Consider the following 17,046-nt stretch of genomic DNA (forward strand, 5'->3'; position numbering starts at 1 on the left):
AAGGTAGTGATGCAGGAGAGTGGATTCCCGGCACCACATCACTTCAGGTTCGCGGACCGCACCAACAGGCATCCTCCCCAAACCTTACTTAGAAAGGACAATCCCCATGCACAAAAAATCACTTCCTGCCCTAATCCTGGCCGGCCTCCTCCTAACCACCACTGCCTTTGCTGCCCGGCTGACCCAAATCGCCAGCTCGGACAAACAGTGGACCGGCGTCGCAGTGTCCCAATCCGGGCGGATCTTCGTCAATTACCCCACCTGGAACGACTACCCTCGGGACTACCGGGTCGCCGAACTGGTGGACGGCAAACTCCAGGCTTATCCCAGCCCTGAAGCCAACCGGGACTTCGTCTGCGTCCAAAGCGTCATAGCCGATGGCGAGAACCACCTGTGGATCCTGGACCCGGCCAAACTCCGGGACAAACCCGTAGCCAAAACCGGCGCCCGGCTGTATGAAGTGGACCCTGCCCCTGGGGTCGCCTTGCTCATTATAGCCCGGCCAAAACCGGCGCCCGGCTGTATGAAGTGGACCTGTCCACCAACCGGATTACCCGGATCTTTGTCTTTCCAGAAACTGTGGCCCGGCCCGGCAGCTACCTGAACGACGTCCGCTTGGACCTGAACCGCAAGGTGGCCTATCTCACAGACTCCGGGGAAGGGGGTATTGTGGTCCTGGACCTGTCCACTGGGGACGCCTGGCGGGCCCTGACCGATATACCCCAGGTCAAAGCCAACCTCCAGCAGATAGACTTTGTTTCCACCGGCCCCGATACCCATGTGAGCCAAAGCGATGGTCTGGAACTCTCCGCTGACGGCAATACCCTGTATTTCACCGCCCTGGGCGGGGACAAACTCTACGCCGTACCCACCGCCGTGCTGAGAAACCGAAAACTCACCGTACCCCAGCGCCAGCGCTCCATCCAGGTGGAGAACCCCCAGAACGTCCCCACCGACGGCCTGATACTAGACGGCCATACCCTGTATATGGCCGACCTGCCCAAAGAAACCCTGTGGACCTATGACCTGAAAAAACACCAGGGCAAAGACCTAGACCTGGGCCAGCCCCTCCGCTGGGCCGATAGCTTCGCCAAAGGCCCAGACGGCACCCTGTACTTCACCACCTCCCAAATCAACTACCCCAAGAACCAGCGCACCAAATATGGCCTGTATAAACTGGAACCCTAAAAGAAGAACAAAAGGCATTCCCCCTGAAGTCAATGGGGGAGTGCCTTTTGTTCTGTCCAGCAGACCCTTCGAACAATTGCGGCCGCAGGCCGCAGAAGGAGCACTTCCCGTCACTACCATAGGAGAGTGCTCAGCTTCTAAAGGGAATTTGCAATAAAAATACACTTTATTCTTCTTCACTGTACGCACGTTGTGTTTAGAAGAATGTACTTTAAGAAACGTAGTAATACATTTTTGCTGACCGAATTTAAGCATTTGCGGCCCCCGGCCGCCTGCCTTCCCCTTAACAGTGCGCTGCTTGGCGTGCACTGTTAAGGGGAAGGAAAGCTCCGCCCCTAATTGCAAAGCGGAGCAAGGATGGGGTTCCCAGCCGTGATGCCCGGAGGGATCAACTTGCACACGACAACTGCATATCACCTTCTCCTTGCATAAATCCATGAAAAAAGCTACAATAGGGACAATGTATTACCAACAGATTGACAACTGTCTTGACAATAAATCAGCCCCGCGCTGAACCCTAAGGAGATTCAATCATGGAAGATATTTTTGATGCCATTGCCCGTCTCAAAAAAGAACGCAACGCCATTATTCTGGCCCACGTGTACCAGCCGGAAGAAATCCAGGAAGTAGCCGATTTCTGCGGGGATTCCTTTGCCCTGGCCCAGCAGGCCGCCAAAACCGACGCCGACGTCATCGTGTTCTGCGGCGTCCGCTTCATGGCCGAAACCGCCAATATCCTGTCCCCGGACAAAATCACCCTGCTGCCCAATATGGAAGCTGGCTGCCGGATGTTTGACGATACTCTGGACGCCAAGGTCCGGGCCGTGCTCCAGGAGCACCCGGAATACACCGTGGTGTCCTATGTAAATACCCCGGCCTCGGTGAAGGCGCTGAGCACTATCTGCTGCACCTCCTCCAACGCCGTAGCCGTGGTGGATTCCCTGCCTAAGGACGCCGAAATCCTCTTTGTCCCCGACCAGAACCTGGGCTCCTTTACCGCCGCCAAAACCCAGCACAAGATCCACGGCTGGGCCAGCTGCTGCCCCACCCATGCAGCGCTAACCGTCGAAGAACTCCAGGCCGCCAAAGCCGAGCATCCCGGCGCCAAGGTCCTGATGCACCCGGAATGCCGGCCGGAAGTCCGTGCCCTGGCCGACTACGTAGGCAGCACCATGGGCATTATCCACTACGCAGAGGACAGCACGGACCAGGAATTCATCATTGCCACCGAATGCGGCGTCTTCGCTCCCCTGGAGCAGCGCTGCCCCGGCAAGAAGTTCTATCCCGCCGGTCGACTGATGCTGTGCCCCAATATGAAAATGATTACCCTGGATATGGTGAAGCAGTCCCTGGAAACCCTGGAACCCCGGATGGTGGTCCCCGAGGATATCCGGAACAAAGCCCGCCAGTCCCTGGAACGGATGCTGGCCATTTCCGGCGGAAAGAAGGCCTGAGCCATGGAATATTGGACCGCGTTTGATACGGAGCAGTTGACTCCCGTGGAAACCCAGGTGCTGGTCATCGGCTCCGGCGCCGCCGGGCTCACCACCGCCCTGGACTGCGCCCGGGCCGGAAAGCAGGTGCTGGTGGTGGTCCGGGATACCTTGGAGGACTGCAACACCGCCAAAGCCCAGGGCGGCATTGCTGCCGTTATGGGGGAGGGGGACTCCACCGCCCTGCATCTGGAAGATACCCTCATTGCCGGTGCCGGCCTTACCGACGAAGCCATGGCCAAAATCCTGGTGGAGGAGGGGCCGGCGTCCGTCCGGGACCTGATCCAGGACGGCGCCCTGTTTGACCGGACTGCCGACGGCACCCTGGCCCTGGGCCGGGAAGGTTGCCACAGCCGGAACCGGATTGTTCATGCCAACGGAGACAGCACCGGCGCCGAAGTAGCCCGGGCCCTCCGGGCCGCAGCCGCCAAGGAACCCAATATTACCGTTCTGGAGCACTGCTACGTTGCGGACCTTCTGGTGAAGGAGGGCACCTGCTATGGCGCCATAGCTCTCTACCAGGGCGGCCCCCTGTACCTGCGGGCCGCTGCCACCGTCCTGGCCACCGGCGGCCTGGGCCGCCTGTTTGCCTACACCACCAACCCCCACGGCGCCCTGGGTGCCGGCGCTGCCCTGGCCTACCGGGCGGGAGCCGAGCTCATGGATATGGAATTTGTCCAGTTCCATCCCACCGCCCTGGCCAAACTAGGCTGTCCCAGCTTCCTGGTATCGGAAGCCGTCCGGGGCGCTGGTGGCAAATTGTACAATACCCAGGGCGAACGCTTCATGCCCAAGCACCACCCCATGGCCGAGCTGGCCCCCCGGGACGTGGTGGCCCGGGCCATCGCCTGGGAAATGAAAAAATGCCAGAGCGACCACGTACTCCTGGACACCACCGGCATTGACCACTTTGCGGACAAGTTCCCCATGATTACCCGGACCCTGCGCTCCTATGGCGTGGACCCCGTAAAGGAGCAGATTCCCATTGCCCCGGCAGCCCACTACATGATGGGCGGCGTGCGCACCGATGCCCAGGGCCGGACCAATATCGCCCGCCTGTACGCCTGCGGGGAAGCCGCCTGCACCGGAGTCCAGGGCGCCAACCGTCTGGCCAGCAACTCCCTTTTGGAAGGCCTGGTGTTCGGCCACCGGACCGCAGAAGCCCTGGAAGGGGAAAGCGGCGTGGACTGCACAGCTAGGCACTGGGCCAGCCACCTGGTACCCGTGACCCAAAGCGAAAGCGAACTCCAGCAGCTCCAGGAAACCCTCCGCCAGCTGCTGAGCCGGCAGTTGGGCATTGCCCGGGACCGGGAAGGCATGGCTGAAGCCCTGCGGCAGCTGAAAGCCTGGGCCGCCCTCTTTGCCGGCACCGCCTGCACCACCGTTACCCAGCTGGACCTGCGCTGCCAGCTGCTGGTGTCCCAGCTGATCACCCAAGCCGCCCTTGCCCGGGAAGAAAGCCGGGGCGCCCATTACCGGACGGATTACCCCCTGTCCCGGGTGGGGTGGCAGCATCACAGCATTGAAAAACTACAGAAATCCCAGGAGGCTAACCTATGAACCCCTTACTGTTGGACCAGGACCTGAAAGCCTGGCTGGAAGAAGATATTGGTTTTGGCGATATTACCACAGAAGCCATCGTACCGCCGGACGCCGTGGCCACCGGCCTCATTCATACTAAAGAAGCTGGCCTTGTGTGCGGCCTGCCCCTGGCCCAGCGGGTCTTTGCCCTGCTGGACCCCACCCTGACCTTTGTGCCCATGGTGACGGAAGGCACCGCCGCAGGAGACCGGACTGTACTGGCTAAAGTTTCCGGCAGCGCCCGTTCCTTGCTTACCGGCGAGCGCCTGGCCCTGAACCTGCTCCAGCACCTGTCTGGCATAGCCACCTATACCCATAAACTGGCCCAACTGGCCGCCCCCTACGGTGCCGTAGTGGTGGATACCCGGAAAACCACCCCGGGCCTGCGCCAGCTGGAAAAATACGCCGTCCGGGTGGGCGGCGGCCGGAACCACCGCCAGGGTCTGTTTGACGCCGTCCTGATTAAAGACAACCACATTCAGGTAGCCGGCGGCATAACCCAGGCCTTGGAATTGGCCAAAAAGCACACCAGCCATATGACCAAAATCGAAATCGAAGTAGAAACGTTAGAAGGCGCCAGAGAAGCCCTCCAGGCCGGCGCCGACGTCATCATGCTGGACAACATGGCCCCCGAGCAAATGAAAGCCTGCGTCAAAGAACTCAAAGGCAAAGTGATTATAGAAGCCTCCGGCGGCATCAATGAGAACACCCTGGCCCAAGTGGCCGCCACCGGCGTAGACGTCATCTCCGTCGGCGCCCTGACCCATTCTGTTAAGGCATTGGATATCAGCATGGATATTGGGAAAATAAAATAAGGCAATGAAAAACGCTCTGGAAAACCCCAGAGCGTTTTTCATTGCATCAGCACCAAACCGATAGCTTGCAGACCGCACGACCAAAAAACGGTACAGAGTTTTCTACAGCTAAAATTTGCCTACGGGCAAATTTTCTGTAGTTGAGCTACCGTCCTTCTTGCACTAGCCCCAAATGGGGACAGACGTTTCCCTTCCAGGGGAAATGCCGCAAAGCGGCATTGGGGAAAAACTTCCTTCGTCAGCCTACGGCTGACACCTACCACAACGCTTTGCGGTCACATCCAAATATCCATATACTTCTTATAAAGGATATTTGGAATATGTGACCTATGTGATAGCAGCCCAAGAAGCAAGCCCAAAATGGGCGTAGCTGATTGGCTAGCTGCGAACCACTGTGGTAGGCTTCCAAGCCATCAATGGTCAAGTAAAATCTAAAATATAGTGCTGGTATGAAGATGACCAGTAGCTTCCTAGAATGCTTCCTGCAAACGTTGCGGCCGCATCCAAACATCCCACAAGTATACCCATGGATGTTTGGTCAATAAGGCCCATGCGATAGCTGCCCAGGAATTAAGCCTGCAAGGCGAAAATGACTGGCTAGCAGCGAACCGCTCAGGAAGTGTCGTCGCAGACGACGATAGAAGTTCATCAAAGCTTTTTTTTGCGGCGCTAGCGCCGCATCTGCCTTCTCCTTACCTGTTCGCTATGCGAACAGGAGAAGGGGAAGGAACGTTCCGCCCCTAGTGCTAAAGCGGAACAAGGATGGGGTTCGAAACTGGAATGTCTGCACTACACCCGTTGAGAACATTGACCAAAAATCCGGTATAGAGTTTTCTACAGCAAAAATTTGCCCGTGGGCAAATTTTCTGTAGTTGAGCTACCTAACGGTCCGCACTAGCCCCAGCGGGGAAAGATGTTTCCCACTCGGGGGGAGTCGTATCCATTTCTCAAGGCCTTGGCAGTAGAGAAATGGAATATACGACCCCTGCGACAGCCGTCCAGGAAGTGAGCTCAAAGAGCGAAGCTGACTGGTGAACGGCGAACCGCTAAATGCCGCAAAGCGGCAATAGGGGAATGCGTGCCGAGCCATATTCTCTTAAAATATAAATATATTGATATTTATCATTTTTTATTGTTTGCCTCTCGATTTATGGCAACCAACTGACAACCAACTGACAACCAACTGACAACCAAGTGGCAACCATTTGACAACCAAGTGGCAACCCAATATAAGTTAAGTCAAGTTAAGCTAAGTTAAGTCAAGTCAAAGCTTTAAAACCTAGTTGGGCGATGGATCGTGGTACTACACTACTAGTTACAGAGTGATAGTTCTTGATAGGTGATTGTAAACCTACCTAGGCGATGGTAACTTACTAGGGGGTGACAACACGTTCTGTGGATAACTCGATTTTGTAACAGGATGCTGCCAATGGGGTAAGGGTCATTTCTTGAATGGCTCAAAAATCGTTTTTAACGGTTTGCATACCTGCCATGCATAGTCGGATATGCATTTTATATAAAATGTCGCTCAGAGGCCAAATTTGGACGTAATAGGGCTATTTGTATTTTGGGGATATACCCCGCTTATTTGCCTGAATAGGTGTATTCGGGTAAAAACGGCCTGTTTTGGGTATCGGTTTACCAGTGCTTCTGCTGCTGCAGTAAAGGCCTCTGCCGCAGTCTGCGGCCGCTTCACCAGGGCTTTTTACCTGGGCTAAGGGAAAATATCCCCTGGGAAAAACAAAAGCTTCACAGGAGAAATAAACCGCCGCAGAACGGGCTTTGCTCTTGAAACAGGCCCTGAAACCCAGGGAGAAAATACCCTAAGCCAGCCCGGACCGTGTATAGCAGACTTGGCCAAAAAACGACCCGGCAGGATCCAAAATTCACTCAGTGAACATTTGTAAGCGAAAGTCTGAAAATTATGTAAATATATGCGCTCAAAAGCAAAAACGAAGTTTTTAAGAAAAGAACTCAGCAAGTAAATAATATAAATATATTGAGAAAATAAGTAATACGTGGAAAATACAGCTGATAGAGATCCGCTTACCCATTACAAAAAGCGGGGCCGGGGAGTGAGAACTTTAAAAGAAAATTCTTTCCCGCCAGCGTATCGCTCTTACTGGGCACTAGCCCAGGCGGGGACAGGCTTTCCCTTTGGGGGAAATGCCGCAACGCGGCAATAGGGGATAATAGCAGTAAATCCCAGTATTTAGCGGCCGTAGGCCACCTGCCTTCCCCTTACCAGTGCAGTGCTTGGCATGCACTGGAGAAGGGGAAGGTGCCGGCGAACTCGCCGGCGGATGGAGTTCAAACCCAAGTTGTCCGCACAATACCCGTTGAGAACATCGACCAAAAATCCGGTACAGAGTTTTCTGTAGTTCAGCTACCGTCCTTCTTGCACTAGCCCCAGCGGGGACTAACCTTTTCCTTCCGCTAAATGCCGCAAAGTGGCAATAGGGGGAAAAAGCAGCTGCCTCAAAACCATTGTTCACCACTCACAGCCCTATCGTTTACCAAAAGTTCTTACCTTCTTATCTTTCAAAAAAGCAAGGTAAGAACCGGAAACCCGCACCAGTCCTTGCTCTCCGGGATTTTTCTTACCTTCTTACCTTTTCCCGTACAGCCCTATATATATTATATAATTAACGGGAGACGGGTATTTTATTTTTTTATTTCTCTCTTTATATATCTATATGTAGGTAAGAAAGGTAAGAAGGTAAGAACGGAGGCCGCAAACCCAGTAGCCATGCGGGTTCCGGGATTTCATTTTTTCTTACCTTGTTCTTACCTTTTTTTGCAAGGTAAGAACTTTTTAGGGTGCAGGAGCGCACAGCGCCGCGAACCACTGCGGGGATACCCGGCACCAGCACCAGGAAGTCTGCCGACCGCACTATTATTCAAACCACAAGGGAGTTTTTTTGTACAAGGTTTATGCTACAATAAAACTGCAATCGGAAAGCTGATAAAAATACAATTGGGGGTACGGGTTTTTACTTACGTTTTAACTTTAGTATGGGAAGAAATTTAGGATTGATGAAAATGGAGGTATGACAATGAGCTACACACTAAAAGAGATGGTAGATTTTGGCACGGTGATGACCACAGAGTATTTTTATTTGAATATGGCTCAAGGCCCGGACTTTTACAAGTTTAAACTGCCGGTTGATCAGGCAAAGCCCTTTGTGGAACTGATTGATAAGGCCGAGAAACTTTTGGCACCTGCTTTTAAGGAAATTGATCCAGAGTCCTATGAAATAACACAAGGCTGCTATGAACCAGATACCAAAGAAGAAGGCTATGTGGAATTTTGTGCATTTATTCTTGGCCCGGTATGGATTAATGGCAAAGAGTATGATGAAAGCGGAGCCATCAATACAATGGATGAAATAGAAGCGGACACGGTTCAAGTAAAATGCAGTTTGGTTTGTGGTGATGAAGTGTTTGATACCAATGGCCTGCTGTTGGAGCTGAAAGCTGTTGATTTTGATAATGGCCAAAAGAAGTAGTTTTTGTGCGTGGCGGTGATACTGAAAGCTTCGTAGCTTTTGGCCGCAGGAAAATGTTGATGGACGTCAGTGATAAAAAGTATAAGCCCAGACACCGGATTCGTGGGGGATTCGGTTTCTGGGCTTTTATTTTGTTGGGAGGAATTTTGCTCATTTTGAATTCATGATATAATACTTATATACATGCTAGAGCAAGAAGAATGGTTCCGGCAATGAACGGAAAAACTTAGAAGCGATGGTTTGGCTTAATGTGGAAGCCTAAAGTCCTGCAAAAAAATTAAATATTTGTATATGGGGAAGTACTGATAAAAGGGGGATAGTTATGGGAACTATACTAAATAAAAAGCAGATGACAGAAGAAGATATAAAACTGCAATACATTACCCCGGCCATTGTATCGAAGTGGGACATCAAAAAAGTTACGATGGAAACCCAGATTACAGATGGCAAAGTAAATATTAAGGGGAATATCACTTGCCGTGAAAAGCCTAAAAGAGCAGATTACATTTTGTATCTGAATACAAATAATCCGATTGCGATAGTGGAGGCAAAAGATAATAAACATACTATTTCTCATGGATTGCAGCAAGCCATAACTTATGCGCAAATGCTTGACCTTCCATTTGCTTATTCTTCTAATGGTGATGGATTTGTGGAACATGATTTTTTAACAGGTAAAGAGCGGCAATTTAGTCTTGAAAATTTTCCCACGGAAAAGGAATTGATTGAGAGATATTGTAACGAAGCAAACGATGGAGCAGGCTTAAACACCTCCGAAGAAACCATAATAGAACAGCCATATTATTCTGGACAAAATACGTATGCCCCTAGATATTACCAACGTATTGCTGTAAACAGAACACTGGATGCAATTGCCAAAGGTCAAAATAGAATCCTTTTGGTTATGGCGACCGGAACAGGTAAAACGTATACTGCGTTCCAGATTGTTTACCGTTTGCTGAAAAGTGGATTGAAAAAGAAAATCCTCTATTTGGCTGATAGGAATATTTTAGTTGATCAATCCATTCAACAAGACTTTTCTCCATTGGAAAAGGTAATACATAAAGTCAACTATGCAAAAGATGATCCTAGTACTATCTCTTCTTATGAAGTTTATTTTTCCCTGTATCATCAACTGGCTGGAGATGACAAAGACGAAGAAACTGATGATGGGGATGCTGTTTCTAAATTAAGCTCCTTGTTTGACAAAGATTTTTTCGATTTGATTATTGTAGATGAGTGCCATAGAGGAAGTGCTAAAAAAGATAGCAATTGGAGAAAAATACTCGATTATTTTGCGTCAGCTACGCAAATTGGTATGACCGCCACACCAAAAGAAACCAAGTACGTTTCCAATATAGATTATTTTGGAGAACCTGTTTATAAGTATAGCTTGCGGGAAGGCATTGAAGATGGTTTCCTTGCGCCCTTTAAGGTCATTAATATTACAACTGACATTAGTGAGGGCTGGAGACCAAAAAAAGGCCAGCGGGATATATATGGTAACGAAATCGAAGATAGAATTTATACTAACAGCGATTTTGACTATTCCATTATTCTTGAGGACCGCATTCAACAGGTGGCTGCTGAAATCACCAAGTACCTTAAAAGTACGGACCGGATGGCCAAAACCATCGTGTTCTGTGCTACGGAAGATGCTGCTGAACGTATGAGAATGGCTCTTTCCAATCTCAATGCAGATATGGTGAAGCAGAACCCGGATTATGTGGTACGTATTACCGGAAGTGATGCTTACGGGAAAAGCAAACTAAGTTATTTTATTTCTGTAGGTTCTAAATATCCAGTTATTGCAACAACGTCTAAACTGCTTTCTACTGGCGCAGACTGTAAAATGACTAAACTCATTGTTTTGGATGAGATGATTGGTTCTATGACAGAATTCAAACAAATTATTGGTCGTGGAACAAGACTGCGTGAAAAAGATGGCAAGATGAGTTTTGTGGTTATGGATTTCCGTGGTGTAACCCGGTTATTTGCTGACCCTGACTGGGATGGTCCGATATACATTGATCCTGGTTATAATCCCAATAGTAATGGAGTTGGGGGAGACCAGCCAGGAGGTGGCCCACCGCCTCCGCCCAAAGAAATGACTCCTTATGTAAATACAGAAGGATGTCCGGTTCAGGTTATTCGAGAAACTGTCTCCATTTATGATGCGGGAGGTAAGCTGCTTCGTCAGGAAAATATCATTGATTATACGAAAGAAAATATTCAAGGAGAGTATGCCTCCTTGGAAAATTTTATTCGGAATTGGTCGGCTGAAGATAAAAAAGAAAAGATAAAAGATTTATTACTGGAACGTGGGATTGACTTAGACACGCTTAAAAAAGCCCAACATATGGAAGATGTAGATGATTTTGATTTTATTTGTCATGTGGCTTTTAACAAAAAACCGCTTACAAGAAAAGAGCGGGCAAATAATGTCAAAAAGCGTGATTTTCTGAGTAAATACAACGGTGTTGCACGAGAAGTTCTGGAAGCCCTTCTCGATAAATATATGAATACTGGTATATACGAAATTGAAAAGACTGAAGTACTGAAACTAGATCCTTTTCAAAAATTGGGTAAACCGTCTAAGATAGCATCTTATTTTGGTGGCAAAGAGGGTTACCGTAAAGCAATTCAGGATTTGGAATATTTACTATACACAGATGAGGCGGTATAAGATTTATGAGTAATGTATCCAGTTTTGTAAAAAGAGTACGTGACATTATGAGAAACGATGCAGGCATTAATGGTGATGCTCAGCGCATTGAACAGATAGCCTGGATGCTCTTTCTAAAAGTATATGATACTAAAGAACAGGATTGGGAATTTGACGATGAGAACTATGAGTCTATTATTCCAGAGGAATGCAGATGGAGTAATTGGGCCCATGATGAGTCAGGCAAAGGATTGACTGGGGACAAGCTGCTGGATTTTGTGAATAATTCTTTATTTCCCACTCTGAAAGCATTGCCAGTCGATGCTAATACTCCTATTAAGAAAGCTATAGTACAAACTACTTTTTCTGATGCTAATCAATACATGAAAGATGGTGTACTGCTGCGGCAAGTAATTAATGTAATTGATGAACTGCAATTGGATGACTATAAGGAAAGCCATGCATTTGGTGAAATTTACGAGAATATTTTAAAAGAATTGCAAAGTGCTGGTTCGGCAGGTGAATTTTATACTCCACGTGCGGTAACCGATTTTATGGCGCAGATGATTCATCCAAAAATTGGGGAACATATGGCGGATTTTGCCTGTGGTACAGGTGGTTTTATTACCAGTTGGCTGAAAGAATTAAAAAAAGAAGTTAAAACGACCGATGATGAAGAAGCTTATAGCAACTCCATTTACGGTATTGAGAAAAAACAGTTTCCTTATATGTTGTGTATTACCAATATGCTTTTACATGACTTGGATGTTCCTAGAGTGTTCCATGACAACTCCTTATTAAGAGATGTTTTGGATTATACGGAGAAAGACCAATTTGATGTAATCCTGATGAATCCCCCGTATGGTGGTTCTGAAAAGAATGAAGTGAAAAATCATTTCCCGGCAGATTTGGCCAGCAGCGAGACAGCAGATTTATTTATGTCGGTTATTATGTATCGGCTAAAGAAAGGCGGAAGAGCTGCTGTTATTCTGCCGGATGGATTCTTATTTGGTACTGATAATGCCAAAATAGCTATCAAAAAGAAACTAGTTTCTGAATTTAATCTACATACGATAATCCGGATGCCTGGCAGTGTTTTTGCTCCATATACTTCAATAACCACAAATATTTTATTTTTTGATAATACTGGGGCTACTGAAAGAACTTGGTTCTATCGGTTGGATATGCCAGAAGGCTACAAGCATTTTAGCAAGACAAAGCCCATGAAATTGGAGCATTTTGCACCAGCGGTGGAGTGGTGGAATAATCGCCAAGAATTGACAGAAGAAGGGTTTGATAAAGCAAAATGTTATACGGCTGAGGAGTTAGCAGACAGGAATTATAACATTGATCTCTGTGGATACCCTCATGAAGAAGAAGAAATATTGCCTCCCAAAGAATTGATTCAACAATATCTAGAAAAGAGAAATAGTTTGAATGCAGATATTGACCGAACCCTGAAACAGATTACTGATATTCTGGGTATTGATTTGACAGAGGAGGGCTGATTGTGACCGGAGACCAACTAAGAAATTCTATTTTGCAAATGGCAGTGCAAGGAAAATTAGTTCCCCAAGATCCTAACGATGAACCTGCTTCTGTGCTTTTAGACCATATTTATGCAGAAAAAGAAAAACTCATAAAAGAAGGCAAAATAAAGAAGGAAAAAAATCCTTCTCGCATTTTCCGTGGTGCTGATAATTTGCCTTATGAGAAGATTGGCAAGAACGAACCTGTATGTATTGCTGAAGAAATACCGTTTGAAATCCCGGATAGCTGGGAGTGGGTAAGATTAAATGAAATATGCGAATATATTCAAAGAGGAAGGTCGCCAAAATATTCTCCAATTAAAAAGTACCCAGTAATTGCTCAAAAATGTAACCAGTGGAGTGGTTTCTCCATTGAGAAAGCACAATTTATTGACCCGGAATCTATTAGTACATATGGTCCGGAACGAATATTACAAGATTATGATTTAATGTGGAATTCTACCGGTCTCGGAACGTTAGGCAGAATGGCAATATATAAAACCGAAGCTAATCCATATGAATTGGCTGTAGCAGATAGTCATGTAACCGTGATTCGGCCATTAAAAACGTATGTAAAAGCTGAATATCTATATTATTATTTTGCTAATCCCACAGTGCAAAATGTAATTGAAAAACAGTCCGATGGTTCTACTAAACAGAAGGAACTTTCTACCAAGACAATCAAATCCTATCTTGTACCATTACCCCCACTAAATGAGCAAAATAGAATAATTTCTAGATTAGCCTCATTATTGGTCATCGTAAATAAATATAATTCGATTCACGAAAAACTGATAGAAGTACAAGAAGAATTTCCTGTTCAATTAAGAAAATCCATACTACAACAAGCAATAAGTGGCAAACTTGTTCCACAAAACCCTGCTGATGAGCCTGCATCTATCCTTTTAGAGCGCATTCACAAAGAAAAGTGTGAGCTTGTTAAGCAGAAAAAAATTAAATGTGATAAGCATGAATCTTTCATTTTTAGACGGGATAATTCCTATTATGAAATGTCGAATAAGATAGAACACGGTATTGATGAAGAATTACCATTTGAAATTCCTGAAACATGGGCGTGGGCACGGTTACGTGATATTTGTTTTGATTTACGCTACGGAACTTCTAATAAGTCCAGCCTTACAGGTGATATTATTGTTCTTCGCATGGGGAATATTCAAAATGGTGAGATTGACTATTCAGATTTAGTATTTAGTTCAAACCAAAAAGACAATGAAAAGTATAGGTTAGAGCCTATGGATATTCTTTTCAATCGTACAAATAGTCGAGAGCATGTAGGAAAGACAGGAATCTATCGGGGAGAATATCCTGCAATTTTTGCAGGATATCTTGTACAAATAAAGCCAATTCATATTAATCCAGAGTACTTGAATATTGTAATGAATTCTGAATATGAGAGGAATTACTGCAAAGATGTAAAGTCTGATGGCATTAATCAATCGAATGTAAACGCAACAAAGATAGGGCATTTCTTGATTCCGGTTCCCCCTATCAATGAGCAAAAACGCATTGTGGAGAGCATAAATAGAATCCTTCCTGTTATGGCTGCATTTAAAGAAAAAATGTGAATTTAAACACAGGGAGCACTGTTACCGTAGGAGACTATACATCTTCTTTTGAAAGATGGTAGTTTGGATGGAAAAATTAGGTGTGTTTTCCAATTGAACAAGTGCTGTAAGCAAGATAACGTGGATAAAACTGGATAACTGCAAGAACCCCATAAGCCTGAATCAGCGAAGATAAATTTTCTTCTTGGTTCTATTAATTGGTGTGGTGAGAAATATAATGATTTTATAGAAGAATAGATGTTTAGGATTTAGCAAAACAGTAGCCATATCTATTAATACCAAAATTGTTTAGAATGGAGTCGGTTATTATATACCGTCTATAAGGTTTGCAATATTTAAAAGAAAATCCAAAACGTGCTAGATACGCTTAGTGTCGACTTATTACATAAAATTTGAGTATAGATTGAATATTTATTAACGTGTGATATCTGCTCTATGCTTACCAATCAATTACATCATCAACGATTGTACGTTGTTCTGTTGCTGTTTTCCTTAAATAAATCCTTGTCGTTTCAATGCTTTCGTGGCCCATTAAATCAGCTAAAAACGCAATATCATTGCAGCGGCTCAGGAAATTTTTAGCAAATAGATGTCTAAAAGAATGGGGATAAACAACGACTGGTTCTAAATTATAATGAATTGCGAGCTTTTTTAACTGTCCTGAAATACCTTTGGTAGTCATTCTGTTACCAAACCGATTTAAAAAGATAAAGCCACTTTTTTGTTTCTTTGCTTTAAGCCAGGCAAGAGCTTCTGATTGCAATGTTCTTGGTATATAAATTCGCCTTAATTTTCCTCCCTTGGAATACAGATCCAGATGGCCTAATTCAATATGTTCCACTTTAATTTTTATTAATTCACTCACTCGGGCTCCGGTGGCAGCCATAAAGCGAATGACAAAATACCAAAGCATATTTTTATCACGCTTTAGGGATTCTTTAAAATACGTGTAATCAGCATTGCTGATTACATTTTCAAGGAAGGTTTTTTGTTGAATTTTAATTGAAGATAATGCCCACGAATTTTTCCCGAGATATTCCAAGTAGCAATTGATAGCTCTGATGCGGAGATTAACAGTTTTTGGTTTATATTGTTCGATTAGCCAAGCTTTGTGTTCCTTTATGTTTTTCTTTGTAACTGACTCATGTCGTTTGTAATATTGTTTTACAGCGAACAAATATGATGTTACAGTATTTTCAGCAAGGTTGCTTTCTTTCAAATGTCTTTCAAATTGTAGAATCATAGTGAAAGACCTCCTTTCACTATGATTCTACCTAAAGATGAATATAATTTTCCAATGTATAATTCAATTCCATATTACAATTTAGAAACGATTAAATTTGATTATACAATCACCCATTTTCTTTACTATCCTCTTTTGTTCTAAATAAGGTGGAACTGGAACTAAATACTTGGACATAAAATTCTTTCCAATGCGCTGCTGCCCCGCAGTTCCAGTAAATTCTTTAGTTCCAGATTGAATAAAGTAACAGGATTTAAAAATAAGTAAAAAAAATGGCATATAAAGAAGGTTTGTACAATCCCTTAATACGTGGAGTTCTGTAGTACCAGCACCATACCCACTAGGTAAATTATGTACTATTGCCGATTTTCTATTTTGAAAACAAGGAGAAATTTTGGCGATAATTATATCGTTATCCGCAAAATGTGTAAATCCACTTTTAACATCTTTCCACAGTTTTTCTTCATACTCAAAAGAATTAGTAAATCCAGCTTTGATATGCGACATTGGCATAAAACCAACAATTGTTTCATCTGGGATGTTATTACGAGGATTTATTTGAAATAACGATTCTATTCGTGCCCAAGACCATGAATAAGGAATTTCAAATGGTATTTCTTCATCAATACAGCGTTCTTTCTTATTCGAGATTTCATAATAGGAATTATCCCTTCTGATAATCACGGATTCATGTTTCTCTTTTTTTAGCTCACCTTTTTTTATCAGTTTCTGCTTCTCGTTACGAATGCGCTCTATCAGGATAGAAGCAGGCTCATCAGTAGTATTTTGAGGAACAAGAGCACCTTTTATAGCCTCTTGAAGAACAGACTTTTTAAGCAGCTCTGGAAATAGTGCATCTAGGTTATTTAATCTTTCTGATAAAGTAAAGAAATTATCTGTATAAGGCGTTATTTCTTCAATCCGATTAACTATTCTTTCCTGTTCAGCTAAGGGCGGTAGTGGGAATAAAAGGGAATGTAGTGCATTCGAAGAAAGACCTTGTATACCAATACCTTTTCCGCCTATTCTATTAGTTTTTTTATACAAATAAAATAAGAAATAATAATATTTTTTTGTATTGGAAAATAAGCCCTAAGCTTATGAATGTGGTTTTGAATACAAATTTTAGTTTCATATGGCCATATAGCAGATCTTCCAAAATCTCCACCTTCACAAACTAGTAAATCACCTTTTTGAACCGTACACTTTTCGATTTCAGAATCAGTAAAGTACATAGACTTTAGATTATCTAATTCAAAACGATTCCAGTATAAATTAGATGTAGTAATATATTTAAGCAAATGTCCAGTTCGATTTGTTGAATTAAGTGCTTTTCCTGTGTTATGTTGAAAGACATTACCTAATCTTACCCACTCCCAGCTATCCGGGATTTCAAACGGTATTTCTTCAGCAATACATACAGGTTCGTTCTTGCCA

Annotated in this window: 11 protein-coding genes and 1 pseudogene; 9 read left to right on the forward strand and 3 right to left on the reverse strand. The window is 45.2% G+C overall.

What is annotated here, in order from left to right; translation table 11 throughout:
• The first annotated feature begins 106 nt into the window (after window positions 1-106).
• The 9 genes from DW089_RS10200 (at window position 107) to DW089_RS10240 (ending at window position 14,366) form a co-directional block, all read left to right on the forward strand.
• Window positions 107-604 (forward strand): hypothetical protein, encoded by a 498-nt coding sequence (locus DW089_RS10200; RefSeq protein WP_118287241.1) that lies wholly within the window; start codon window positions 107-109, stop codon window positions 602-604.
• Window positions 529-1,188, forward strand: coding sequence for an L-dopachrome tautomerase-related protein (locus tag DW089_RS10205; RefSeq protein WP_118287242.1), 660 nt, complete (start codon window positions 529-531; stop codon window positions 1,186-1,188). The genes DW089_RS10200 and DW089_RS10205 overlap by 76 nt, the downstream gene beginning before the upstream one ends.
• Window positions 1,189-1,721: 533 nt before the next feature.
• Window positions 1,722-2,642, forward strand: coding sequence for a quinolinate synthase NadA (gene nadA, locus DW089_RS10210; RefSeq protein ID WP_105327400.1), 921 nt, complete (start codon window positions 1,722-1,724; stop codon window positions 2,640-2,642).
• A 3-nt stretch (window positions 2,643-2,645) separates the two neighbouring features.
• Entirely contained in the window at window positions 2,646-4,241 is a 1,596-nt protein-coding gene (locus tag DW089_RS10215; RefSeq protein ID WP_105327401.1) for an L-aspartate oxidase, read from the forward strand.
• A complete protein-coding gene (gene nadC, locus DW089_RS10220) occupies window positions 4,238-5,077 on the forward strand; it encodes a carboxylating nicotinate-nucleotide diphosphorylase (RefSeq protein ID WP_105327402.1) in 840 nt (279 codons plus the stop codon). The genes DW089_RS10215 and nadC overlap by 4 nt, the downstream gene beginning before the upstream one ends.
• 3,056 nt (window positions 5,078-8,133) lie before the next feature.
• The gene (locus tag DW089_RS10225) at window positions 8,134-8,586 is read left to right on the forward strand and encodes a hypothetical protein (RefSeq protein WP_105327403.1); all 453 of its coding nucleotides are present in this window, start codon (window positions 8,134-8,136) and stop codon (window positions 8,584-8,586) included.
• A 322-nt stretch (window positions 8,587-8,908) separates the two neighbouring features.
• Complete coding sequence (hsdR, locus tag DW089_RS10230) at window positions 8,909-11,272, forward strand: EcoAI/FtnUII family type I restriction enzme subunit R (RefSeq protein WP_118287243.1); 2,364 nt, start codon at window positions 8,909-8,911, stop codon at window positions 11,270-11,272.
• Window positions 11,273-11,277: 5 nt separating this feature from the next.
• On the forward strand, window positions 11,278-12,759 hold the full coding sequence (locus DW089_RS10235) for a class I SAM-dependent DNA methyltransferase (protein ID WP_118287244.1): 1,482 nt from the start codon (window positions 11,278-11,280) through the stop codon (window positions 12,757-12,759).
• Window positions 12,760-12,761: 2 nt separating this feature from the next.
• Complete coding sequence (locus tag DW089_RS10240) at window positions 12,762-14,366, forward strand: restriction endonuclease subunit S (protein WP_118287245.1); 1,605 nt, start codon at window positions 12,762-12,764, stop codon at window positions 14,364-14,366.
• A 439-nt stretch (window positions 14,367-14,805) separates the two neighbouring features.
• Here DW089_RS10240 and DW089_RS10245 read toward each other — a convergent pair whose 3' ends face one another.
• From DW089_RS10245 to DW089_RS10250, 3 genes and pseudogenes are all read right to left on the reverse strand, one after another.
• Window positions 14,806-15,609, reverse strand: a complete 804-nt coding sequence (locus DW089_RS10245; RefSeq protein ID WP_118287246.1) for a tyrosine-type recombinase/integrase — start codon at window positions 15,607-15,609, stop codon at window positions 14,806-14,808.
• Between the two features lie 81 nt (window positions 15,610-15,690).
• A complete protein-coding gene (locus DW089_RS11825; RefSeq protein WP_370450913.1) occupies window positions 15,691-16,293 on the reverse strand; it encodes a restriction endonuclease subunit S in 603 nt (200 codons plus the stop codon).
• Window positions 16,294-16,578: 285 nt separating this feature from the next.
• Window positions 16,579-17,024: pseudogene (locus DW089_RS10250) on the reverse strand (restriction endonuclease subunit S); the annotation flags it as partial.
• Between the last annotated feature and the right edge of the window lie 22 nt (window positions 17,025-17,046).

The organism is Acidaminococcus sp. AM05-11 (assembly GCF_003472805.1).
GTDB lineage: Bacteria > Bacillota > Negativicutes > Acidaminococcales > Acidaminococcaceae > Acidaminococcus > Acidaminococcus hominis.